At 37.0% G+C, this 18,307-nt stretch carries 13 protein-coding genes; 8 read left to right on the top strand and 5 right to left on the bottom strand.

What is annotated here, in order from left to right; all coding sequences use genetic code 11:
* Positions 1–150: 150 nt before the first annotated feature.
* The 3 genes from AC6CHH_RS10245 to AC6CHH_RS10235 all read right to left on the bottom strand — a co-directional run bounded on the left by AC6CHH_RS10245 (position 151) and on the right by AC6CHH_RS10235 (position 3,134).
* Positions 151–1,278, bottom strand: a complete 1,128-nt coding sequence (locus tag AC6CHH_RS10245; RefSeq protein WP_498282455.1) for a glycoside hydrolase family 88/105 protein — start codon at positions 1,276–1,278, stop codon at positions 151–153.
* 243 nt (positions 1,279–1,521) lie between these two features.
* On the bottom strand, positions 1,522–1,800 hold the full coding sequence (gene rpsO / locus AC6CHH_RS10240) for a 30S ribosomal protein S15 (protein WP_498282453.1): 279 nt from the start codon (positions 1,798–1,800) through the stop codon (positions 1,522–1,524).
* A 122-nt stretch (positions 1,801–1,922) separates the two neighbouring features.
* Entirely contained in the window at positions 1,923–3,134 is a 1,212-nt protein-coding gene (locus AC6CHH_RS10235) for an acyltransferase family protein (RefSeq protein ID WP_498282451.1), read from the bottom strand.
* 242 nt (positions 3,135–3,376) lie between these two features.
* Between AC6CHH_RS10235 and AC6CHH_RS10230 the strand changes: the two genes are divergently transcribed.
* Genes AC6CHH_RS10230 through AC6CHH_RS10220 form a run of 3 tightly spaced genes read left to right on the top strand, consistent with a single transcriptional unit; the run spans position 3,377 to position 9,546 of the window.
* The gene (locus AC6CHH_RS10230) at positions 3,377–4,534 is read left to right on the top strand and encodes an ROK family protein (protein WP_498282449.1); all 1,158 of its coding nucleotides are present in this window, start codon (positions 3,377–3,379) and stop codon (positions 4,532–4,534) included.
* Between the two features lie 55 nt (positions 4,535–4,589).
* On the top strand, positions 4,590–7,613 hold the full coding sequence (locus AC6CHH_RS10225; RefSeq protein ID WP_498282447.1) for a SusC/RagA family TonB-linked outer membrane protein: 3,024 nt from the start codon (positions 4,590–4,592) through the stop codon (positions 7,611–7,613).
* Positions 7,614–7,632: 19 nt separating this feature from the next.
* Complete coding sequence (locus AC6CHH_RS10220) at positions 7,633–9,546, top strand: SusD/RagB family nutrient-binding outer membrane lipoprotein (protein ID WP_498282445.1); 1,914 nt, start codon at positions 7,633–7,635, stop codon at positions 9,544–9,546.
* Between the two features lie 100 nt (positions 9,547–9,646).
* Here the strand turns inward: AC6CHH_RS10220 and AC6CHH_RS10215 are convergent, their stop codons facing one another.
* Positions 9,647–11,422, bottom strand: a complete 1,776-nt coding sequence (locus tag AC6CHH_RS10215; protein WP_498282443.1) for an aminopeptidase P family protein — start codon at positions 11,420–11,422, stop codon at positions 9,647–9,649.
* 128 nt (positions 11,423–11,550) lie between these two features.
* Between AC6CHH_RS10215 and dacB the strand changes: the two genes are divergently transcribed.
* The 5 genes from dacB (at position 11,551) to AC6CHH_RS10190 (ending at position 17,366) form a co-directional block, all read left to right on the top strand.
* Positions 11,551–12,981 (top strand): D-alanyl-D-alanine carboxypeptidase/D-alanyl-D-alanine endopeptidase, encoded by a 1,431-nt coding sequence (gene dacB, locus AC6CHH_RS10210; RefSeq protein WP_498282441.1) that lies wholly within the window; start codon positions 11,551–11,553, stop codon positions 12,979–12,981.
* A 45-nt stretch (positions 12,982–13,026) separates the two neighbouring features.
* Entirely contained in the window at positions 13,027–15,309 is a 2,283-nt protein-coding gene (locus AC6CHH_RS10205; RefSeq protein WP_498282439.1) for an NADP-dependent malic enzyme, read from the top strand.
* A gap of 16 nt (positions 15,310–15,325) precedes the next feature.
* On the top strand, positions 15,326–15,910 hold the full coding sequence (ruvA, locus tag AC6CHH_RS10200; protein ID WP_498282437.1) for a Holliday junction branch migration protein RuvA: 585 nt from the start codon (positions 15,326–15,328) through the stop codon (positions 15,908–15,910).
* Between the two features lie 91 nt (positions 15,911–16,001).
* Positions 16,002–16,478 (top strand): GAF domain-containing protein, encoded by a 477-nt coding sequence (locus AC6CHH_RS10195; RefSeq protein ID WP_498282435.1) that lies wholly within the window; start codon positions 16,002–16,004, stop codon positions 16,476–16,478.
* A 48-nt stretch (positions 16,479–16,526) separates the two neighbouring features.
* A complete protein-coding gene (locus AC6CHH_RS10190; RefSeq protein WP_498282433.1) occupies positions 16,527–17,366 on the top strand; it encodes a TspO-related membrane protein in 840 nt (279 codons plus the stop codon).
* Here AC6CHH_RS10190 and AC6CHH_RS10185 read toward each other — a convergent pair.
* Positions 17,338–18,252 (bottom strand): WD40 repeat domain-containing protein, encoded by a 915-nt coding sequence (locus AC6CHH_RS10185; RefSeq protein WP_498282431.1) that lies wholly within the window; start codon positions 18,250–18,252, stop codon positions 17,338–17,340. The genes AC6CHH_RS10190 and AC6CHH_RS10185 overlap by 29 nt on opposite strands.
* Between the last annotated feature and the right edge of the window lie 55 nt (positions 18,253–18,307).

The raw sequence follows: 18,307 nt of genomic DNA, 5'->3' as shown, positions 1-18,307 counted from the left end.
TTGACCTTTTTAATCGTTCAAAGGTAAATAAAATTTAAGTTTTAAACATATTGAAAAAAAATAATTAAACCGACAGCTCGTGCCCCTAACAACAAGCTGATAACACTATAGCACTGGCAGGTCGCTTTCCAGAATAGTATAAGAAAAAAATTATTGATATAACGCGAAAGCAGCCCAAAGAACAGGAGCCTGTCCATGCATATCTCCGATTAAGCGTTTTCGCTCTAAATAATATTGTTTGTCATTTTTTTTGTTTGTCCCCTCGCACACCTCGCGGACATCGCCATTTTCATTAATATAATTCGTAAGCTCTAACCAAGCTTTCCGCACAACAGGACCAAACCTCTTTTCACTCAACCAACCGTTTTTAACACCCAATGCCATTGCATAGGTAATCATTGCTGTACCGGAAGTCTCGTTCCATGAGGTAGGTTCATCTAGTAGTTGTTTCCACATCCCCGAATTATCTTGATAATGCAATAAAGTGTTCATCATTTTTGTATAACCTGCTAAAATTTCTGCCCTATATGTATTTTCTACAGGTAAAGAACGTAGCAACTCGGCCATACCAGCGGCATACCAACCATTCCCACGACCCCAAAAAAAAGGAACATCGGGTGCATGATAAAATAATCCATTCTTATTCTGCAATTTACTCAAATACATTACCATTTCTTTAGCAGCTCGATGAATATATTTCTGATTACCCGTAGCCCGGTAAGCCTGAGACTGAATGGCAGAAATCATAAACATATCGTCAATCCATAAACGTGTCTGCCATGTATACCCTTGATTATGTAATTCGATAAATTCTGGCAGAGGGTTTTCAGGAAGTGTCCATTGCTTATCTGCGTAAATCAAACCCTGGGTTAAATATTTAACAGAATCGGTTTGTCGATATAATTCCAAGGGAATAGCGCCAAAAACGGTATGGTCGACATGATCCGCTTTTGGGATTAACCTCTTCTCTGTCGACAAGACGACCTCGTACCTCCCTTGTAATGCCTTTAATAGTAAATCATTTTTAGTAATATTCGCAAAAAGCAACGCTCCATACCAAGCACAGGTTTCAGGATATGTTATTTCATTTGCTGGGCCAGATTTACCCCAATTAGAATGTGGTGATTGAACAAATCGGCCAGACAACAATCGTCCTATTTCCTCTGGAGATTTGCCTTTTGGCCATTTTTTAAAATATTTTGATTGTGCTTGGGAATCTCCAAGCAAAAAAACAAGCATGAAGGTAAAAAAAAGACACTTTTCTCTTAAATAATTCATTTTTGTAGGTTGGTCTGTATTAAATAATCGATTATCTACTTATAGATTATTCGGTTTAGCATCGAATAAAATAAAGTTTTCAAAAATCAATATAGGTATTATAAAGGAAAAATGGAAGTTCAATTACCTGGTTGCTTTCCAATAAAAGAATTTAAAGTATCCTTAGTTACTAAAGTTGATATCAACTTTAGTAACAAAAAAAAAGCCCCGATAACGGAGCTTTTTAATAATGTAACTAAAAGCTTATTTGATGATATCACGTAAACCTAAGCCTTTGATAATAGCACGGTATCTTGCGATGTCTTTTTTGTACAGGTAAGCTAATAATGAACGACGTTTACCTACTAGTTTTTGTAGAGAACGTTGCGTGTTAAAGTCTTTTCTGTTTTTTTTCAAATGCTCAGTTAAATGAGCAATTCTTTTAGTGAATAAAGCAACTTGTCCTTCTGCAGAACCAGTGTTTACTGCTGTACCCGCAAATTCCGCGAAGATGTCAGCTTTGTATTCTTTACTTAAATACATTCTTGAATAATATTGAAGCGTTAAAAATTTAATTAATTAGCTGCAAAGATAGTATCTGTAAATCGAAATAAAAATTTTATTTTCAAACTGTTTACCTTCCGTTGAAATTCCCGGGTTCAGGATTATACTTTAATATAAATTTTTCTCTGGTCTAACCAATAACAAATGGCCCACATAAATGCTAAGAAACAAAGTGAATATGCGAATGACCCCAATTCAGGGGGTCCAGGTATTGCTGCACAAACATTCTTATAAAACCAGCTAAATGGTGTTATGAAAATCTGTTGACCCTGTTCATTTACGCCATTTGGAATTCGAATTAGAGCTAAGGTTTTTGGTAACAAGCCACTTAGAACAAAAATGAATAATGGATTTTTACCGAACACATCAAAAAACTGAGTTACTTTGTTTTTAACTTGTTGTACCTCTATATACCAAATCATTGTACTTAAACACAATATACCAAGACCTGAAGTATAAAGTACATAGGAACTTGTCCAGATTTTTTTGTTTATTGGAAATCCTAATGACCAGAACCAAGCTAAAAGTAGAAGAATAAAACCTGTAGCAAATAAACCCGACAATAATTTAAAATGACTCTCATTACTTTGAGGAACCCTTGTCCATAACCATTCGACCTGACCTTGTCTTTTTATGAATACGCCTGCCAAATAACCAAAAACGACTTGAACAACTGCTGGTAATGTACTTACCAACCCTTCGGGATCGAAGGGAACACCCTCGCCCTTATAAAGATGGGCTACACCCAAGATTTGTTTATCAATATCTGTTCCGAACCAGCCTTCCAAAGAATAAGGATCTGCCGTTCCGAGCCAAGCGCACATAGCCCAATAGGCCATAAGAATGATTCCTGAAATCAGAATTAACTTTTTCGGTTTAAAATAATAGACCAAAATAGAAGCAAAGAAATAAGCAATAGCTATCCGTTGTAATACACCTAAGATTCTAACACCTCTACTTGGATCAATAGAACTAACCCATTCTCTAAATTGAAGTCCCTCCTCGGTCCACTGTACAAATGGAAACCAGTTTAAGATTAATCCGATCAAAAAGATTAGAATCGTTCGTTTAATAATTTTTTTCCAAAATTCTTGATCACCCGACATTTGTAGCTTAGGAATCACAAATGACATCGCATTACCGACTGCAAATAAGAAAAAAGGAAAGACCAAATCTGTAGGCGTGCACCCATGCCAAGGAGCATGCTTTAATGGAGAAAACATATGCGACCAAGTACCTGGATTGTTTACCATAATCATCAAGGCAACTGTAGCTCCCCTGAAAACATCTAAAGAATAATATCGTTGTTTCATAATTTTACAATAATCTAAGGTACATCTTTCACCTTAAAAAATTATACACCAACGAATTTAACCTTATAAGACGCTCAATTGTTCCTTCAAATGGAGAAACATAGATATAAAAATCAAGAATGATAAGTATACTTATTAAAAAAATTAAAAAGTAATTGGAGGTTACAATTTTTTTAATATAACTTTACACTAAATTAACACTCTATTACTTGGAAAACCTAAAATTATCGATACTAAAGTGTTTGTATTATTCAAACCCTCAATCCATTGCAGAATTAAGTGCTGCAATCGGTAAAAGCGTACCCAATATAACCAGTACAATTAATAAGTTATTGGAGAGTAAACTTGTTGAACAAAACGGTCTGGCCCCATCGACAGGCGGCAGAAGGGCTGCTCAATTTGTTCCTAGCGCTGACAACCTTCCTTTATTGCTGTGTGTTGCCATTGACCAATTTTACACCTCAATAGGTATAGTTAATTTCAACAACACCTTTAAATCAGAAATCATTACAAGGGAAATAGACATACGAGCCGAAAATTCCTTTTCAATCTTAACTGAATTAATCCACGAAGTGTTGGGCGAGGAAGATATAAATAACATTTACGGAATTGGAGTAACTATTCCAGGTTTTGTAGATAGCAATACCGGCAAGAACGAATCCTATACTACAGATTCTAAATTTTACGATCTAAAAACAAACATTCAGAAAGAATTCAACTTACCCACTTTTGTGGAGAATGATTCGAGCGCAATTGCTATTGCAGAACATCAATTTGGGGAAGGAAGAAATTCAAAGAATGTAATGGTAATCAACTTAAATTGGGGTGTAGGGCTAGGTATGATCTTCGGCAATGAACTATATCGCGGCCATAGCGGCTATGCCGGTGAATTTAGTCATATTCCACTATCCAATGTCAGCAAATTATGTTCTTGTGGAAAAAAAGGCTGTTTAGAGGTAGAAGCATCGCTACTAGCAGCTGTTGACTTTGCTATTCTAAAACTGCAGTCAGGAGATGATTCTTCGTTGCGACCCCTGTTTCAATTAAATCAAACAGTGACGGGTGATCAGTTATTAAGTGCAGCAAATCAAGGGGACCAACTTGCTTTAGAAGCAATACATCGGATTGGATATATGTTAGGCAAAGGAATTGCCACCCTAATTCATATTATTAATCCAGAAAAGGTCGTCATTAGTGGCCGCGGTGCAAAGGCAAAAAATGCATTATTACCTCAAGTCCAAAGCGCCATTTTTGAATTCAGCATACAGAGGTTATCGCAACATACAATACTGGAATTCTCAAACACAGAAAACATTCAATTATTAGGTTCAGCATGTATCACCATTGCAAATGCTGACAAGAGCATATATAAACGAAAAAAAACAGAAATTATAAATTAAAAATCATCATCAAATGACCAAATTTTACTCAAAATGTTGCAGTATATCGATAGTTATGTTTTTATGCATAACCTCTTTATTTGCACAACAACCCGTTACTGGAAAAGTAACAGGTTCAAATGGAGCATTATCTGGAGTAAGCGTCTCCCTCATCGGAGGTAATAAAGCAACTCAAACGGATCAAAATGGTAATTATTCCATAGAGGTTAAAAATGGAGACAAAATCCGTTTTAGCATTATTGGATACACTAGCGAAACGATAACTGTAAATTCTACAATTCACAACGTCTCCTTACAAGAAGATGCAGGAAACATTGATGAAGTAGTAGTAACAGCAATGGGTATCAAAAAAGAGCGTAAATCTTTAGGGTACTCATTCCAAGAAGTCAAATCCGAACAGCTTACAGATGCCAAAGAAACCAATGTTGCCAATGCATTAGTTGGTAAGGTTTCAGGACTACAAGTGATTAAGGGCTCAGCTGGACCAGCCTCGTCAACAAAAATTACTTTACGTGGTAATAACTCCTTAACAGGTGACAATCAACCCTTAATTATAGTAGATGGTATTCCAATGAATAATTTTATTGGTTCAACAAATAATGATTTTTGGAATCCAGGTACAGATATGGGTAACGGCTTAGGAGATATCAACCCAGAAGATATTGAAAGCATGTCAGTTTTAAAAAGTGGGGCAGCATCGGCTCTTTATGGTTCAAGAGCCGGTAACGGAGCAATTATCATCACCACCAAATCAGGAAAGGCACAAAAAGGGACTGGTATTACCTATTCTTCTACCTTAGGTATAGAATCTTTATTTACACTTCCAAGTTTGCAAAATTCTTTTGCACAAGGTTCTGATGGTATTTTTGATGCAATTAGCGGAACTAGTTGGGGACCAGAAATGGGATCAACATATCGGGCACACGAGAACATCCAGAATTATTTTAAAACGGGGGTAAATCACACGCAAAATATTTCCTTTCAACAACAATATGATAATACCAGTGTTTACACTTCGGCAACCTATTTAAATGACCAAAGCAAAATCCCTGGTTCTAGCTTAGAGCGATTAAACCTCATGTCTAAGGTGACCTCAACTTTCGGCGAGAACAAAAGATGGACTACCGATGTAAAGATTCAATACATGAACAACAATGCATTGAATCGACCGGCATCAGGGCAGAATAACTCCAATGCATATTCTACCTTATTCACAATGCCAAGATCATTAAACATTCTGGATTATAAGAATCCAATCAATAATCTGGGTAAGATGAATTGGTACGGAACCACAAATAGCATAAATCCTTACTGGTTAGCAAACTACCAATTAAATAATGACATTAGAGATCGATATTTAATGAATGCCAACATCAAATACAAGTTGACAGATTGGCTAGATGTAGAAGCACGTGCAGGAATGGATACTTACGCGACTAAATTTGACAACCGTACTTACAGTGGAAGCCCGTTAACTTCTTCAGGTCGCTATTCGAATAGCAAATCTAATTTTTCCGAGAAAAACTACACGCTTGCATTACATGCGAACAAAGCACAATTAGGAGGAAGTGAATGGGGAATCTCAGGATCGCTATTTGGACAAATAATGCAATCCAACGAAACAATGTTAAGCGTAAATGCTGGTGAACTTCAAGTCCCAAATTTCTTTTCTGTAAGCAATGGAATCGGGAACCCATCTGTTTCACAACTCCATCGTGAAAAACAAATTAATTCCTTGTATGCAACTGCGGAACTAAGTTATGGTGGATACTGGTTTATCTCTTTAACAGGTAGAGAAGATTGGTCATCTGCCTTATTAGAACCATTCTTTTATCCTTCTGTCAGCACATCCTTAGTGCTTTCTGATATGATTACTAAAAATGGAGGAGACCTGCCAAGTTTTATTAACTTCTTAAAAGTTAGAGGTTCTTATGCGCAAGTGGGTAATGATACTTCACCATATGGTCTATACAACAGCTTTTCCGTTGGTAAAGATCCAAATTCTAATACGACAGGAAGTTATGACGATATAAAATTCAATGCAAGTCTTGTAAATGAATTAATCAAAACCATTGAATTTGGATTTGACACTCGGTTATTCAATAGTCGTTTAGGTCTAGACTTTGCCTGGTATAAAAACAATGCGACCAATCAAATTATAGATATACCAACTGATCCAATGAGCGGATTTAGAGCAGAGAGAATCAATGCGGGTAATATTCAAAACACAGGTATTGAAATTACTGCTGATGGTAAAATTTTACAATCTGAATCAGGGGTGAATTGGAATTCTTCATTAAATTTTTCAAAAAATACCAACAAAATCATCGAACTAACAGAAGATGTTAATACCTATAATTTAGGTGGTTTTGACAACTTAGCTGTTCGTGCAGTCGAAAACGAGCTGTATGGTAATATCTATGGATCAAAATTTCTGCGTGTTGAAGATGAAAACAGCCCACTTAATGGTCAATTGTTGTTAAACGGAGAGGGTCTTCCTCAAGCGACTGGATCAGTTTTACTGGGTAACCAAGCCCCTAAAGCGTTGATTGGCTGGACCAATAGTTTTGCCTACAAGAATGTTGGATTGAGTTTCCAGATTGACGGAAGATTTGGTGGTGAATTCTTTTCGGGAACAAACTTGAACTTACAAAGGAACGGTTTGGCAGAAATTACTGCGCCAAATGGATCCCGTGATAATTTTATTGTAAGTGGAGCCATTCAAAATGGCGAAAGCTACAGTGAAAACACCAAAGAGGTAACACCTCAGCAGTACTGGAACCAAGTTACTAATTCAGGGAATCTAGGGATCAATGAGCAGAATATTTATGATGCAACCAATATCCGCTTAAGAAATATAACGTTAAGCTATAACCTACCATCATCTGTACTAAAAAGTAAGGTTTTGCAACGGGCAAGGATTGCTTTCACAGTAAATAATGCATGGATGATCAAAAGCTATGCGAACGGTATTGATCCTGAGTCTGTATTCTCGATCAGCAGCAATGCTACAGGTTTTGAGAACTTCTCTACACCAACATCAAGATCATTCTTTGTCAATTTAACTCTAGGATTTTAATTTAAAGGAAGATAAGAAAATGAAAAATATATTAACAAAAGTAGGGTTCTGTTTAGCATTAACGGCAGGCCTTTCATCTTGTTCGAAATTCGAAGAGATGAACGTCGACCCTTTAAAGGTGAATGAGACGCAAATACAAGTTGAATACTTATTCAATGATGCCTTGATCGGAGCGCAGCAAGATCCAAATATCGCTGAACGTATATTTGTTTTGTACTGGAAAAATGCAGCTAGGCAGCATCTATCAAACGGAATAGCTGTGGGCACACATAATGACGGGTGGTCCAACGAATATTGGGGCAGAGGATATGCGAGTAAATGGCTCTCGAGCGTTAATAAAGCAATTGAAATTGGAGAACAAAGGATTGCAAATAATGAGGCGGAACAATATGTGAACAATATGGTCCAAATCAGCAGAATTTGGAGAGCTTATTTAATGAGTGAACTCTCCGATAATTTTGGACCTATCCCTATCAATGGGTTCAAAGGTGATAATCCAGATTATAATTCTGTAGAAGAGGTTTACACGTATTTATTGACTGAAATTAAGGATGCAACCTCAAAATTAGACCCAGCAAATGAAGTCCCAAGTAGTTTAGCAAAATTTGACAATGCTTATGGTTTTAGCACGGATAAGTGGACTAAATATGGGAATTCCCTACGAATGCGCTTAGCGATGCGAATTTCTGAGGTCGATCCGGCTAAAGCGAAAGCTGAATTTGAAGATGCTGCCTCTAAAGGACAGTACATCAAAACTGAAGCTGACATGTTTGCCATTGCAGAAAAACCAGGATGGGATCCCCTATCTGGTGTAATGAGCCGAGAATGGAATGGTCAGGTGCTTTCCTCTACCTTAAACAATCTTTATTTAGGTCTGGGTGGAATAAAATCAGATGAACAATTAACATCTTCTTTCCATCCCAACATCAAGCCGGCCAATTATGCTGGTAAACGCATGTTAGAACACTACTCTGTAAAAACAAATGATCCCTCAGCGGGATATTTCTTCGATGGTCTTCCATACAGTATTGACCCAAGAGCTTACAAAACATTCTTCATTCCAGGTGATGTTAATAGTAGTATATTTTCGAACTACCCATCTTGGACAGATGACGCAAAAACAACAACTGCCACGATGAAGCGTACATCAGGAGATATTACTGTAGACACTAAAAACACATGGAGTACAGCAGCAATTGGTGACTTTGGGTCAAAAGGCACCGCCAACGGAATCCGCAATGTTCAAGTTGGAAAAGTTCCAGGATTAGCCCAAAATTTTAGAGGTAGTCAAAGCAAACGCATCTTTTTTGCTGCTTGGGAATCTTACTTTCTTCTGGCAGAAGCCGCAGTCAAGGGATGGAATACCGGTATCACAGCGCAATTAGCATATGAAGAAGGAATTAAGGCTAACTTTGAGTATTGGAAAGTTTCCCAACATCTTAATGCTTATCTAAACTCCTCTGATTACAACAGAGTGGGAACTTCTGTTAAATTCACGCATACCACAGAGCCAGGAAACTCCCATAATATAACATTTGTTGATGGATACACCGGTGCCCCTGGAACTGCAAATATGGCTTATCCAGTAAATACCATTTATAAAAACGGTTCAGTGCGGAATGATGCTTTAACAAAAATCATTACACAAAAATATATAGCCAATATGCCTTGGTTGCCATTAGAAGCATGGAATGATCATAGAAGATTGGGTTTACCATTCTTTGAAAATCCAGCCATTGAAAATCCGCTTCCAAATCTAGCAGATCTGAATGCAAGTAACTTCATGACGAATAAAGTAACCTTCTTTCCACAACGCATCCCTTATCCTTCAAGTTTAAGAGAAGCCTCTCCAGAGAAGTATAACCAAGCGGTTAGCTTATTGGGAGGAGAAGACGCTGTTTCAACACCATTGTGGTGGGCAAAAAAGAACTAAAATCTATCTAAAAAACTCCCCTGTTAAAAATAACAGGGGAGTTTTTTTATGGTATTTGTGAATTAAAGCCAATACAATTTATTGAGTCAAATTCAATTAGTTATATGGCTTTAGTTTTATTCTCCAACCAAGTCTTTTCATCTGCTGAAAGATGAGGCGAAAGTTGTTTAAAAACCCAAGCATTATATTGATTCAACCAGTCAACATGCTTTTGATCCAAGAATGTTTTATCTACTAAATCAGTGGCAATATAGCAAATTGTAAGGGTTTCAAAATTCATGAAATCACCAAAATTATTGCTTTCAATGATGTTACTAAGAACCAGATTTTCGATTCGAATGCCATAAGAACCCTCTCTATATAAACCAGGTTCTATCGAGGTAATCATACCTTGTTCAATAGTAATGTCTATTGGTGCTGAGTTGAATACATGTGGTCCTTCATGAACATTCAAAAAGAATCCAACACCATGACCTGTACCATGTCCATAGTTTCTAAGGTTTTCCCAAATTGGTCTTCTAGTAATAGCATCAATTTGATATCCTCTGGTTCCTTTTGGATAGATGGTCTGAGATCCCTCAATGGTTCCCTTTAGTACCAGCGTATAATCTTCTCGTTCATGCTGTTGAATGTTACCCAATGATACAACTCGAGTTATATCGGTTGTACCATCGATATACTGACCTCCAGAATCGACCAACAATAAACCTTCTTCTTTAAGAATTGAGTTGCTGGTATCTGTTGCTTTATAATGAGGTAACGCTCCATGTTCTTTATATCCCGCAATCGTGTCGAATGAAATATCAACAAATCCTTGAGATTGAGAACGAAGGTGTTGTAATTTCTCGGCAATGGAAATTTCAGACAATTCTCCTTTAGCAACATTTTCTTCTAACCACTTAAAAAACTTCGTTAAAGCAACTCCGTCTTTTACCATAGCATTCCTAGTGTTTGCTATTTCCGTAGCATTTTTTACAGCCTTTAGCATTGTCGAAGGATTCATATCCTCCAAAATCTTTACCGTATCGTTTACTGCATCGTGAATAGCAAAACACGTCCGTTTTGGGTCTAATAGAAGGCATTTTGCGTCTAAATTCTGAATAGCCTGATAAGCTTGATGATATTCTTCAATACCCACTCCGCTTTCATTAAGTTTTAAAACATCCGCACTAGAGAGTTTACTTTTTTCAATGAATAAGGTGCATTGATCTGTTTGGATTAACAAAAATCCCAACACAACAGGATTGCACGGCACATCATTCCCACGAATGTTCAGAATCCAAGCCAAATCGTCTAATGAGGAGACGAAATGTGCATCCGCATGTTTTTCTTTTAACTTTTCTCTTATCAGATCGATTTTGTCTTTGGTGGATTGACCGGTAATCAGCTCAGACAATAAATAAGCCTGTTCAACAGGAAGCTCAGGTCTATTCTCCCAAACGGAATCGAGCAAATCAATTTTTCCATTGACCACAACGCCTAATGGCAACAATTCAGTCTGAACAGCCTGTGCTACCGCCACAGAGGCAAGATTCCCATCAAATGCAACGGTATTTCCTGAAGTTAACCGTTGAGACAGCCAGGTCACATATTCTGCTTTTCCTTGCACTACTAATTTCACCAATTCAAAACCTGTTGAAGCTAATTGCTCATTGGCTTGAACAAAATATCTAGAATCAGTCCACAAACCTGCAAAATCTTGGGTTATGACTAATGTACCAGCTGAACCCGTAAAACCAGAAGTCCAAGCAATACATTTATATCTTTCAGGTAGATATTCGCTAATATGCGGATCGGAGGATGGAATAATATAGGCATCTACACCCTTTTCTTTCATCAACTGACGGATGAAAGTCAACTTATCGATGTAATTCATTATGTTTTTTTTAATATAATTCGCAAGTTATGAAAAGTCTAGTAATTTATGCCCTCACATTATTATAGATTTGAAATTTTACATATTTTGTGTACGAGTTGTGCCTTAGATTACGATATTTGCTAAATATGAATAGAATTTTTTCAATTATTTATTTCATGACCGTGCTTAGTATTCTTAGCATTGAGTCGATTCAGGCACAGGGAATAAAGTCAAAAATTCAGACAGCGTTCCAGTCCTTTAAAGAGGATGCGTCCTTACAAAATGGAATTGCTTCTTTTACGGTAATTAATGCGAAAACTGGAGAACCCATTTTTCAAGAAAATAATAAGATAGGGTTACCAACCGCATCTACACTTAAAGTGATCACCAGCATCACAGCTTTAGATCTCCTAGGCACAGATTTTAAATTTGATACCCATTTATATTATTCTGGAACTATAGACTCATTAGGTACATTAAATGGTGACATCATCATCGAGGGTTCGGGAGACCCTACACTAGGTAGTGAAAGATATCCTGAACATAGTGCCCAGGTAGTATTGAACAAATGGAAACAGGCAATTCAAAAACTGGGAATCAAACAAATTAATGGTAAAATAATTGCTGACGACAAATTATACAATGGTTATAGAACACCAGGAACATGGATGTGGACTGATATCGGAAATTATTATGGTGCAGGAATATCCTCTTTAAATTGGCGAGAGAACAAATTAGGGGTTGATTTTACTCCAACAAAAACAGGCCAACCAGCAACTTTGGACACCTCCGGAGTTCCATCTTATTTCGAATTAATAAATGAAGTAACCACGGGAACTCACGGTTCCGGAGATAATGTATATGCCTATTCAGCGCCATACTCCAAGGTGATTTATTTAAGGGGGACCTATGGATCAAATCTTCAAAAAACAATCGAAATATCCAATCCAGATCCTGCACTTGCATTAGTTAATGATCTCTCTAATTCATTGCTTAAGGATTCAATTAGGGTATTGGACACCCTTACAACTTTAACAAGATTAAACCATTCAACTCATCAACAGACAATCCCAGCCGATCGTAAGTTAATATTGACGGTTCATTCACCTAAATTAACCGATATTGTTCACTGGTTTAATCAAAAAAGTATCAATTTATATGGTGAGGCATTGATCAAAGTCGTTGGCGGAATTACAGCCAATAAATTTGAGACTGAAGAAGCTGTTAAATTGCTTTCTAAATACTGGCAAAATAAACTTAAGATAAGCCCAAGCGAAATCAATATCTTTGATGGATCTGGATTATCTCCTCAAAATAGGGTGACAACAAAGGCTATGAGCCAAATTATGCAATATGCAAGAGGAAGACCTTGGTTTGAGCAATTTTATACTTCTCTTCCAAAGATCAATGGCACCCAAATGAAAAGTGGGACAATTGGAGGAACTTTAGGATATACGGGATATCAGAAATCTAGTGAGGGAGCCGAATACACCTTTGCTCTATTGGTTAACAATTACCAAGGATCATCCAGTAGGATGCGCCAAAACATGTTTAAATTATTAGATGCATTAAAATAGACCATTACGGGGTAAGGGTCAAAAATAGAATTAACCAAAATTGTAATGAGTAACATCAACAGAAAAAAGGACGCATTAAAATACCATTCGATGGGGCGGCCAGGAAAAATCGCCGTTGTACCAACAAAACCGCACAGTTCACAAAGAGACTTATCACTAGCGTATTCGCCAGGGGTTGCAGAACCTTGCTTGGCCATTGCCAAAAATAGTGATGACGCTTACAAATATACAGCAAAAGGCAATCTGGTAGCTGTCATCTCAAATGGAACAGCCGTATTAGGGCTAGGAGACATTGGAGCACAGGCAGGAAAGCCGGTGATGGAAGGTAAAGGATTACTTTTCAAAATTTTTGCTGACATCGATGTTTTCGATATTGAGTTAGACACCAAAAATGTTGATGAATTCGTAAAAATTGTAAAAGCACTAGAACCAACTTTTGGAGGGATAAACCTAGAAGATATTAAAGCTCCGGAATGTTTCGAAATTGAACGTCGATTGAAAGCTGAAATGAATATTCCAGTGATGCATGATGATCAACATGGGACAGCAATTATCTCGGGAGCAGCATTAATCAATGCCTGCGAAATCCAAAACAAAAAGATTAGCGATGTCAAAATAGTTGTCAATGGGGCTGGTGCTGCCGCCATTTCTTGTACGGCGATGTATGTTGCCGTTGGCGCTAAAAAGGAGAATATCGTCATGTTGGATAGCAAAGGTGTAATACGGTCGGATAGAGAGTCATTAGAGCAAACAAAAGCAGAATGGGCGACCGATAAAAACTTACATACTTTAGGCGATGCGGTGGATGGAAGTGATGTGTTTATAGGACTTTCCAAGGCAGATGTTTTAACTCCTGAAATGTTAAAATCAATGGCCCCTAATCCTATTGTATTAGCAATGGCGAACCCTAATCCTGAAATTGATTATGATTTAGCTATTGCCACCAGGGACGACTTGATTATGGGAACTGGTCGATCTGACTTTCCAAATCAAGTAAACAATGTACTCGGCTTTCCTTATATCTTTCGAGGCGCATTAGATGTTCGCTCTACCGTGATAAATGAGGCTATGAAAATTGCTGCCGTTAAGGCAATTGCAGAATTAGCTAAACAACCAGTACCGGAGGAGGTGTACATTGCTTACAATACAAATAACTTACGCTTTAGCAAGGAATATGTAATTCCAAAACCTACTGACCCACGCCTAATTACTGAAGTATCTATTGCTGTAGCGAAAGCAGCTATGGAGTCTGGCGTTGCACGTGTTCAAATTGAGGACTGGGAATTATACCGTGATGAATTGTACAAACGAATTGGCAAAGATGATCGATTGATTAGAAATATTACTGCAAAAGCAAAATCAAATCCTAAACGAGTTGTCTTTGCCGAGGCGGATAATTATAAAACATTACGTGCTGCTCAAATAGTAAAAGAAGAAGGAATTGCCTTCCCTATCTTACTTGGTGATGAAGAAAAAATTAAAAATCTAATTCAAGAACATGGTTTTGAATTAGAAGGGTTGGAGATTATTGATCCGAAGTCAGAAATTAAAACTGAACGTTTCGAGAAATTCGCTGAGCACCTTTATCAAAAAAGACAACGAAAAGGCATCAGTAAATTAGACTCAAATAAATTGATGGTCAACAGGAACTATTTTGCCGCGAGTATGGTGGAGTTTGGAGAGGCTGATACTTTGATTTCTGGTTTAACACGTAATTATGCATCAACTATTCGTCCTGCATTACAAGTCATTGGCGCAAAACCAGGAAGTCGTTTGGCAGGAATGTACATCATGATGACCACCAAAGGTCCTTTATTTTTTGGGGATACAACAGTGAATTCAAATCCAAATTCACAAGAACTAGCTGATATTGCGATTTTATTAGACTCAGCTGTTAAGCGTTTCAACACCAAACCACGCATAGCCATGCTATCGTATTCAAACTTTGGCTCTAATGAAGGGGAAGTTTCCGATAAGGTACGAGGTGCTGTTCAAATTTTACATCAGCAACATCCTGACATGGTCGTTGATGGAGACATACAAGCTAATTTTGCACTTAGTAAAGAAATGTTAGAGAGCAATTTTCCGTTTTCAACCCTAAGCGGCGAACCTGCAAATACGTTAGTTTTCCCAAATTTAGAATCCGGTAACATAGCTTATAAATTATTACAACAGGTCGGTAATTCTGAAGCTGTTGGACCGATTTTATTAGGCATGAACAAACCAGTGCATGTTTTGCAATTAGACAGCTCTGTTCGCGAAATTGTCAATATGGTTACCATTGCTGTTGTGGATGCGATTGAACATGAAAAAACAAACAAAATATAGTTAATCATTTATAACTATGTATGAATATTTTAATGGTAAACTAGTATTTAAAGCCCCTACCCACGTCATTATTGAAGTGGGTGGGATTGGCTATTACCTTCATATCTCTTTGACAACATATAGTCAGATCAAGGACCAACAAGAGTGTAAACTGTATGCATCTCATCAAGTCAGGGAAGATTCCCAGACTCTTTTTGGATTTGCAACCCAGGCAGAGCGGCATTTGTTTCATCATCTTATATCTGTATCAGGAATTGGTCCAAATACAGGAAGGATGATGCTATCATCCATCAACCCAGAGGAAATTCAACACGCTATTGTAAATGGCCAGGTAAGTGTGATTCAAAAAATTAAAGGTATTGGACCAAAAACTGCACAAAGAGTTATTTTGGAACTGCAGGATAAATTAAAAAAACAAGGCCCTGATGCGTTAATGCCAATGGCGATTAGTAAGCCATCTTCTATCGAGGAAGCTATGACCGCATTAATCATGTTGGGTTTCCCTAAACCACAAGCTGACAAGGTCATCCAATCGATTATCGCTATTGAACCCGAGCTCAGTGTGGAACAACTTATCAAAGCAGCCTTAAAACGCTTGTAAGGAGAAAGGAAACTTTCAACAATATGCTTTATACAGGTGTCAATTTGCTATTTCAAAATATTGTATATTAGTGCTTTTAAAAAAGGTGTCAATGGCAGAGGATCTACAAATCATTCAGGGTACCAAAGAAGAGCAGTATCGCTCTTTGCTCCCACAAATTAAAGGTTTGCTTACCGGTGAGACAAATGCCGTGGCTAACATGGCAAATGTTTGCGCAGCAATCAAACAACAATTTAATTTTTTTTGGGTAGGTTTTTATTTAGTTCAAGGGGATGAATTAATATTAGGTCCATTTCAAGGACCAGTGGCCTGCACAAGAATTGCCTACAATCGAGGTGTTTGTGGTAGTGCTTGGGCAAAAAGGGAGACTATCATTGTGGAAGATGTAGAGAAGTTCCCCGGACATATTGCCTGCAGTTCTCAATCAAAATCAGAAATCGTTATTCCTTTTTTTAGAAACAACGCTTGTATCGGAATTTTAGATATTGACAGCGACGAACTAAACACGTTTGATGACATCGATTCAAAATATTTAACACAGATTCTGGAAGTATACGTAAATACGTAGAAAATAACTATATTCGTAATTACAATCTTAAACCAATTACGAATAACCATGACCGGTATTAGAACTCTAGCTTTATTAAATTTTCTTATTACCTGTGTTAATTTCTCTTGGATTATTCTCATTGATGTACGTAGAGTCTTTGGGCAATCAATAAGTTCGACAATAAATAAATACCCAACCTATTTAAGTCCCATTGATTTCACCTTTACAATCTGGATTTTTATTGCAGCAAGCTTAAGTCTATCAACCTACTTGATGTATAATGGAACTGGAAAATCAGACCGCAGCTTTAAAACCATTCGCAAAATATCAAAAATCGACTACCTATTTATTTGGAATCAGTTTCTATGCGGGATGAGCATGGTCTTTACCGTAAATAACCAAATTATAACTGCACTTCTATTCAATATTGGAACCATTATCAGTATCCTACTTATCAATAAACGCTTGGAACTTAAAAAACTAACCACATATTCCTACACAAGGTATTTTACACGGTTAGCATTTGGTATGTACACAGGTTGGTTAATGGTTGTATTGCTTTTTATGCTGCCCATTGCGTTGATGCAACATTTACCTAGTTTTGTAAGCCAAAACATGCTATTTTATGCAAGTATTATTATACTTTTGGGTATTTCAGCATTCACTTTATTTTATTCTTATATAAACCGTTTGCCCGCAGTTTCTTCAATATTGACCTGGGGAATTTATGGCATCGTATACCTTCAGAAGAATTCACCTACATTTTTAGACCTTCCAAATATTAAACCTTGGTTATATCTGGTATTTACGCTATCCGCTTTATTTACCCTCTATAATTTTTACAGATGTAAACCATTTAGAATGGTCAATAAAGAGCTTAATGAATATCCACCTTCCATATCTTAACCGTCTTGTCATCGCTCACTGTATAGATATTTTGATTATCCCATAATAAAGCATTAATGGATAATATATGGCTATCGTATCCTCTATCTCTTGAAACATTTTTCACCAAACTAAAATCCTCCAATCGCCAAATTTTCAATGTTTTATCTCTACTAACGGTCGCGATAAGATCTTGATTAATTACATGATCAATGCCATAAAGAGTAAACATATGAGCTGTTAAGGATTTTATAACCTTTAGAGTCATAGGGTTCAATTTATTTAATTTAGCATCCCTTCCACCTGAGAGTAATTGATCTTGATGAAAAATTAAACTAGTGACAGGAAGTTCATGTATTTTTTGTTTTCCAATTAACTGAAAATCTTCTGTCGAATAGATGTGAATAAATCCCTGTTTATCTCCAAATGCCAAAATGGATTCCTGTGGATTTAATGCAATGACGCGTACAGTGGTATCTGTTATTTTAAATCTATAAAGCAACTCATAGGTGATCATATTCCATACATAAGCAACTCCTTGTTCGCCAATCGCAATTAATTCATTTTTACGGCTCATATACTGAATGGAAAAAACAGCGCCGAGCTCCGTACTTAGTTGTGCCTTCAGAGTCTGAGTTTCTCGATCTACAATCATAATCTTTCCAGATCGCATACCTATTGCCAATAAATTACTTTCTGGTATAGCAAGCAAAGAATATACAGAGGAATTAACTTGACAAAGAATACGGTTGAACTTCATGGTGTTTAAATCCCATTCTACAACTCCCTTGTCATTACCTGCTGAATATAGTACAGCGGAATTTAGGGGTTTGGATAAGGTAAATATCGGATTCTGATGCCCTATTAGGGTCGAAATTAATGTAATATCAATTGGGTTACTGCTCATGTTAACCAAAGATAACGGACCGATATCAAAATAAAAAGGGAAACTAAATTGTTTC

The sequence above is a fragment of the Sphingobacterium sp. GQ94 genome, assembly GCF_059758715.1.
Note: the sequence above shows the minus strand (reverse complement) of the source record. Positions and strands in the feature narration are given on the sequence as shown.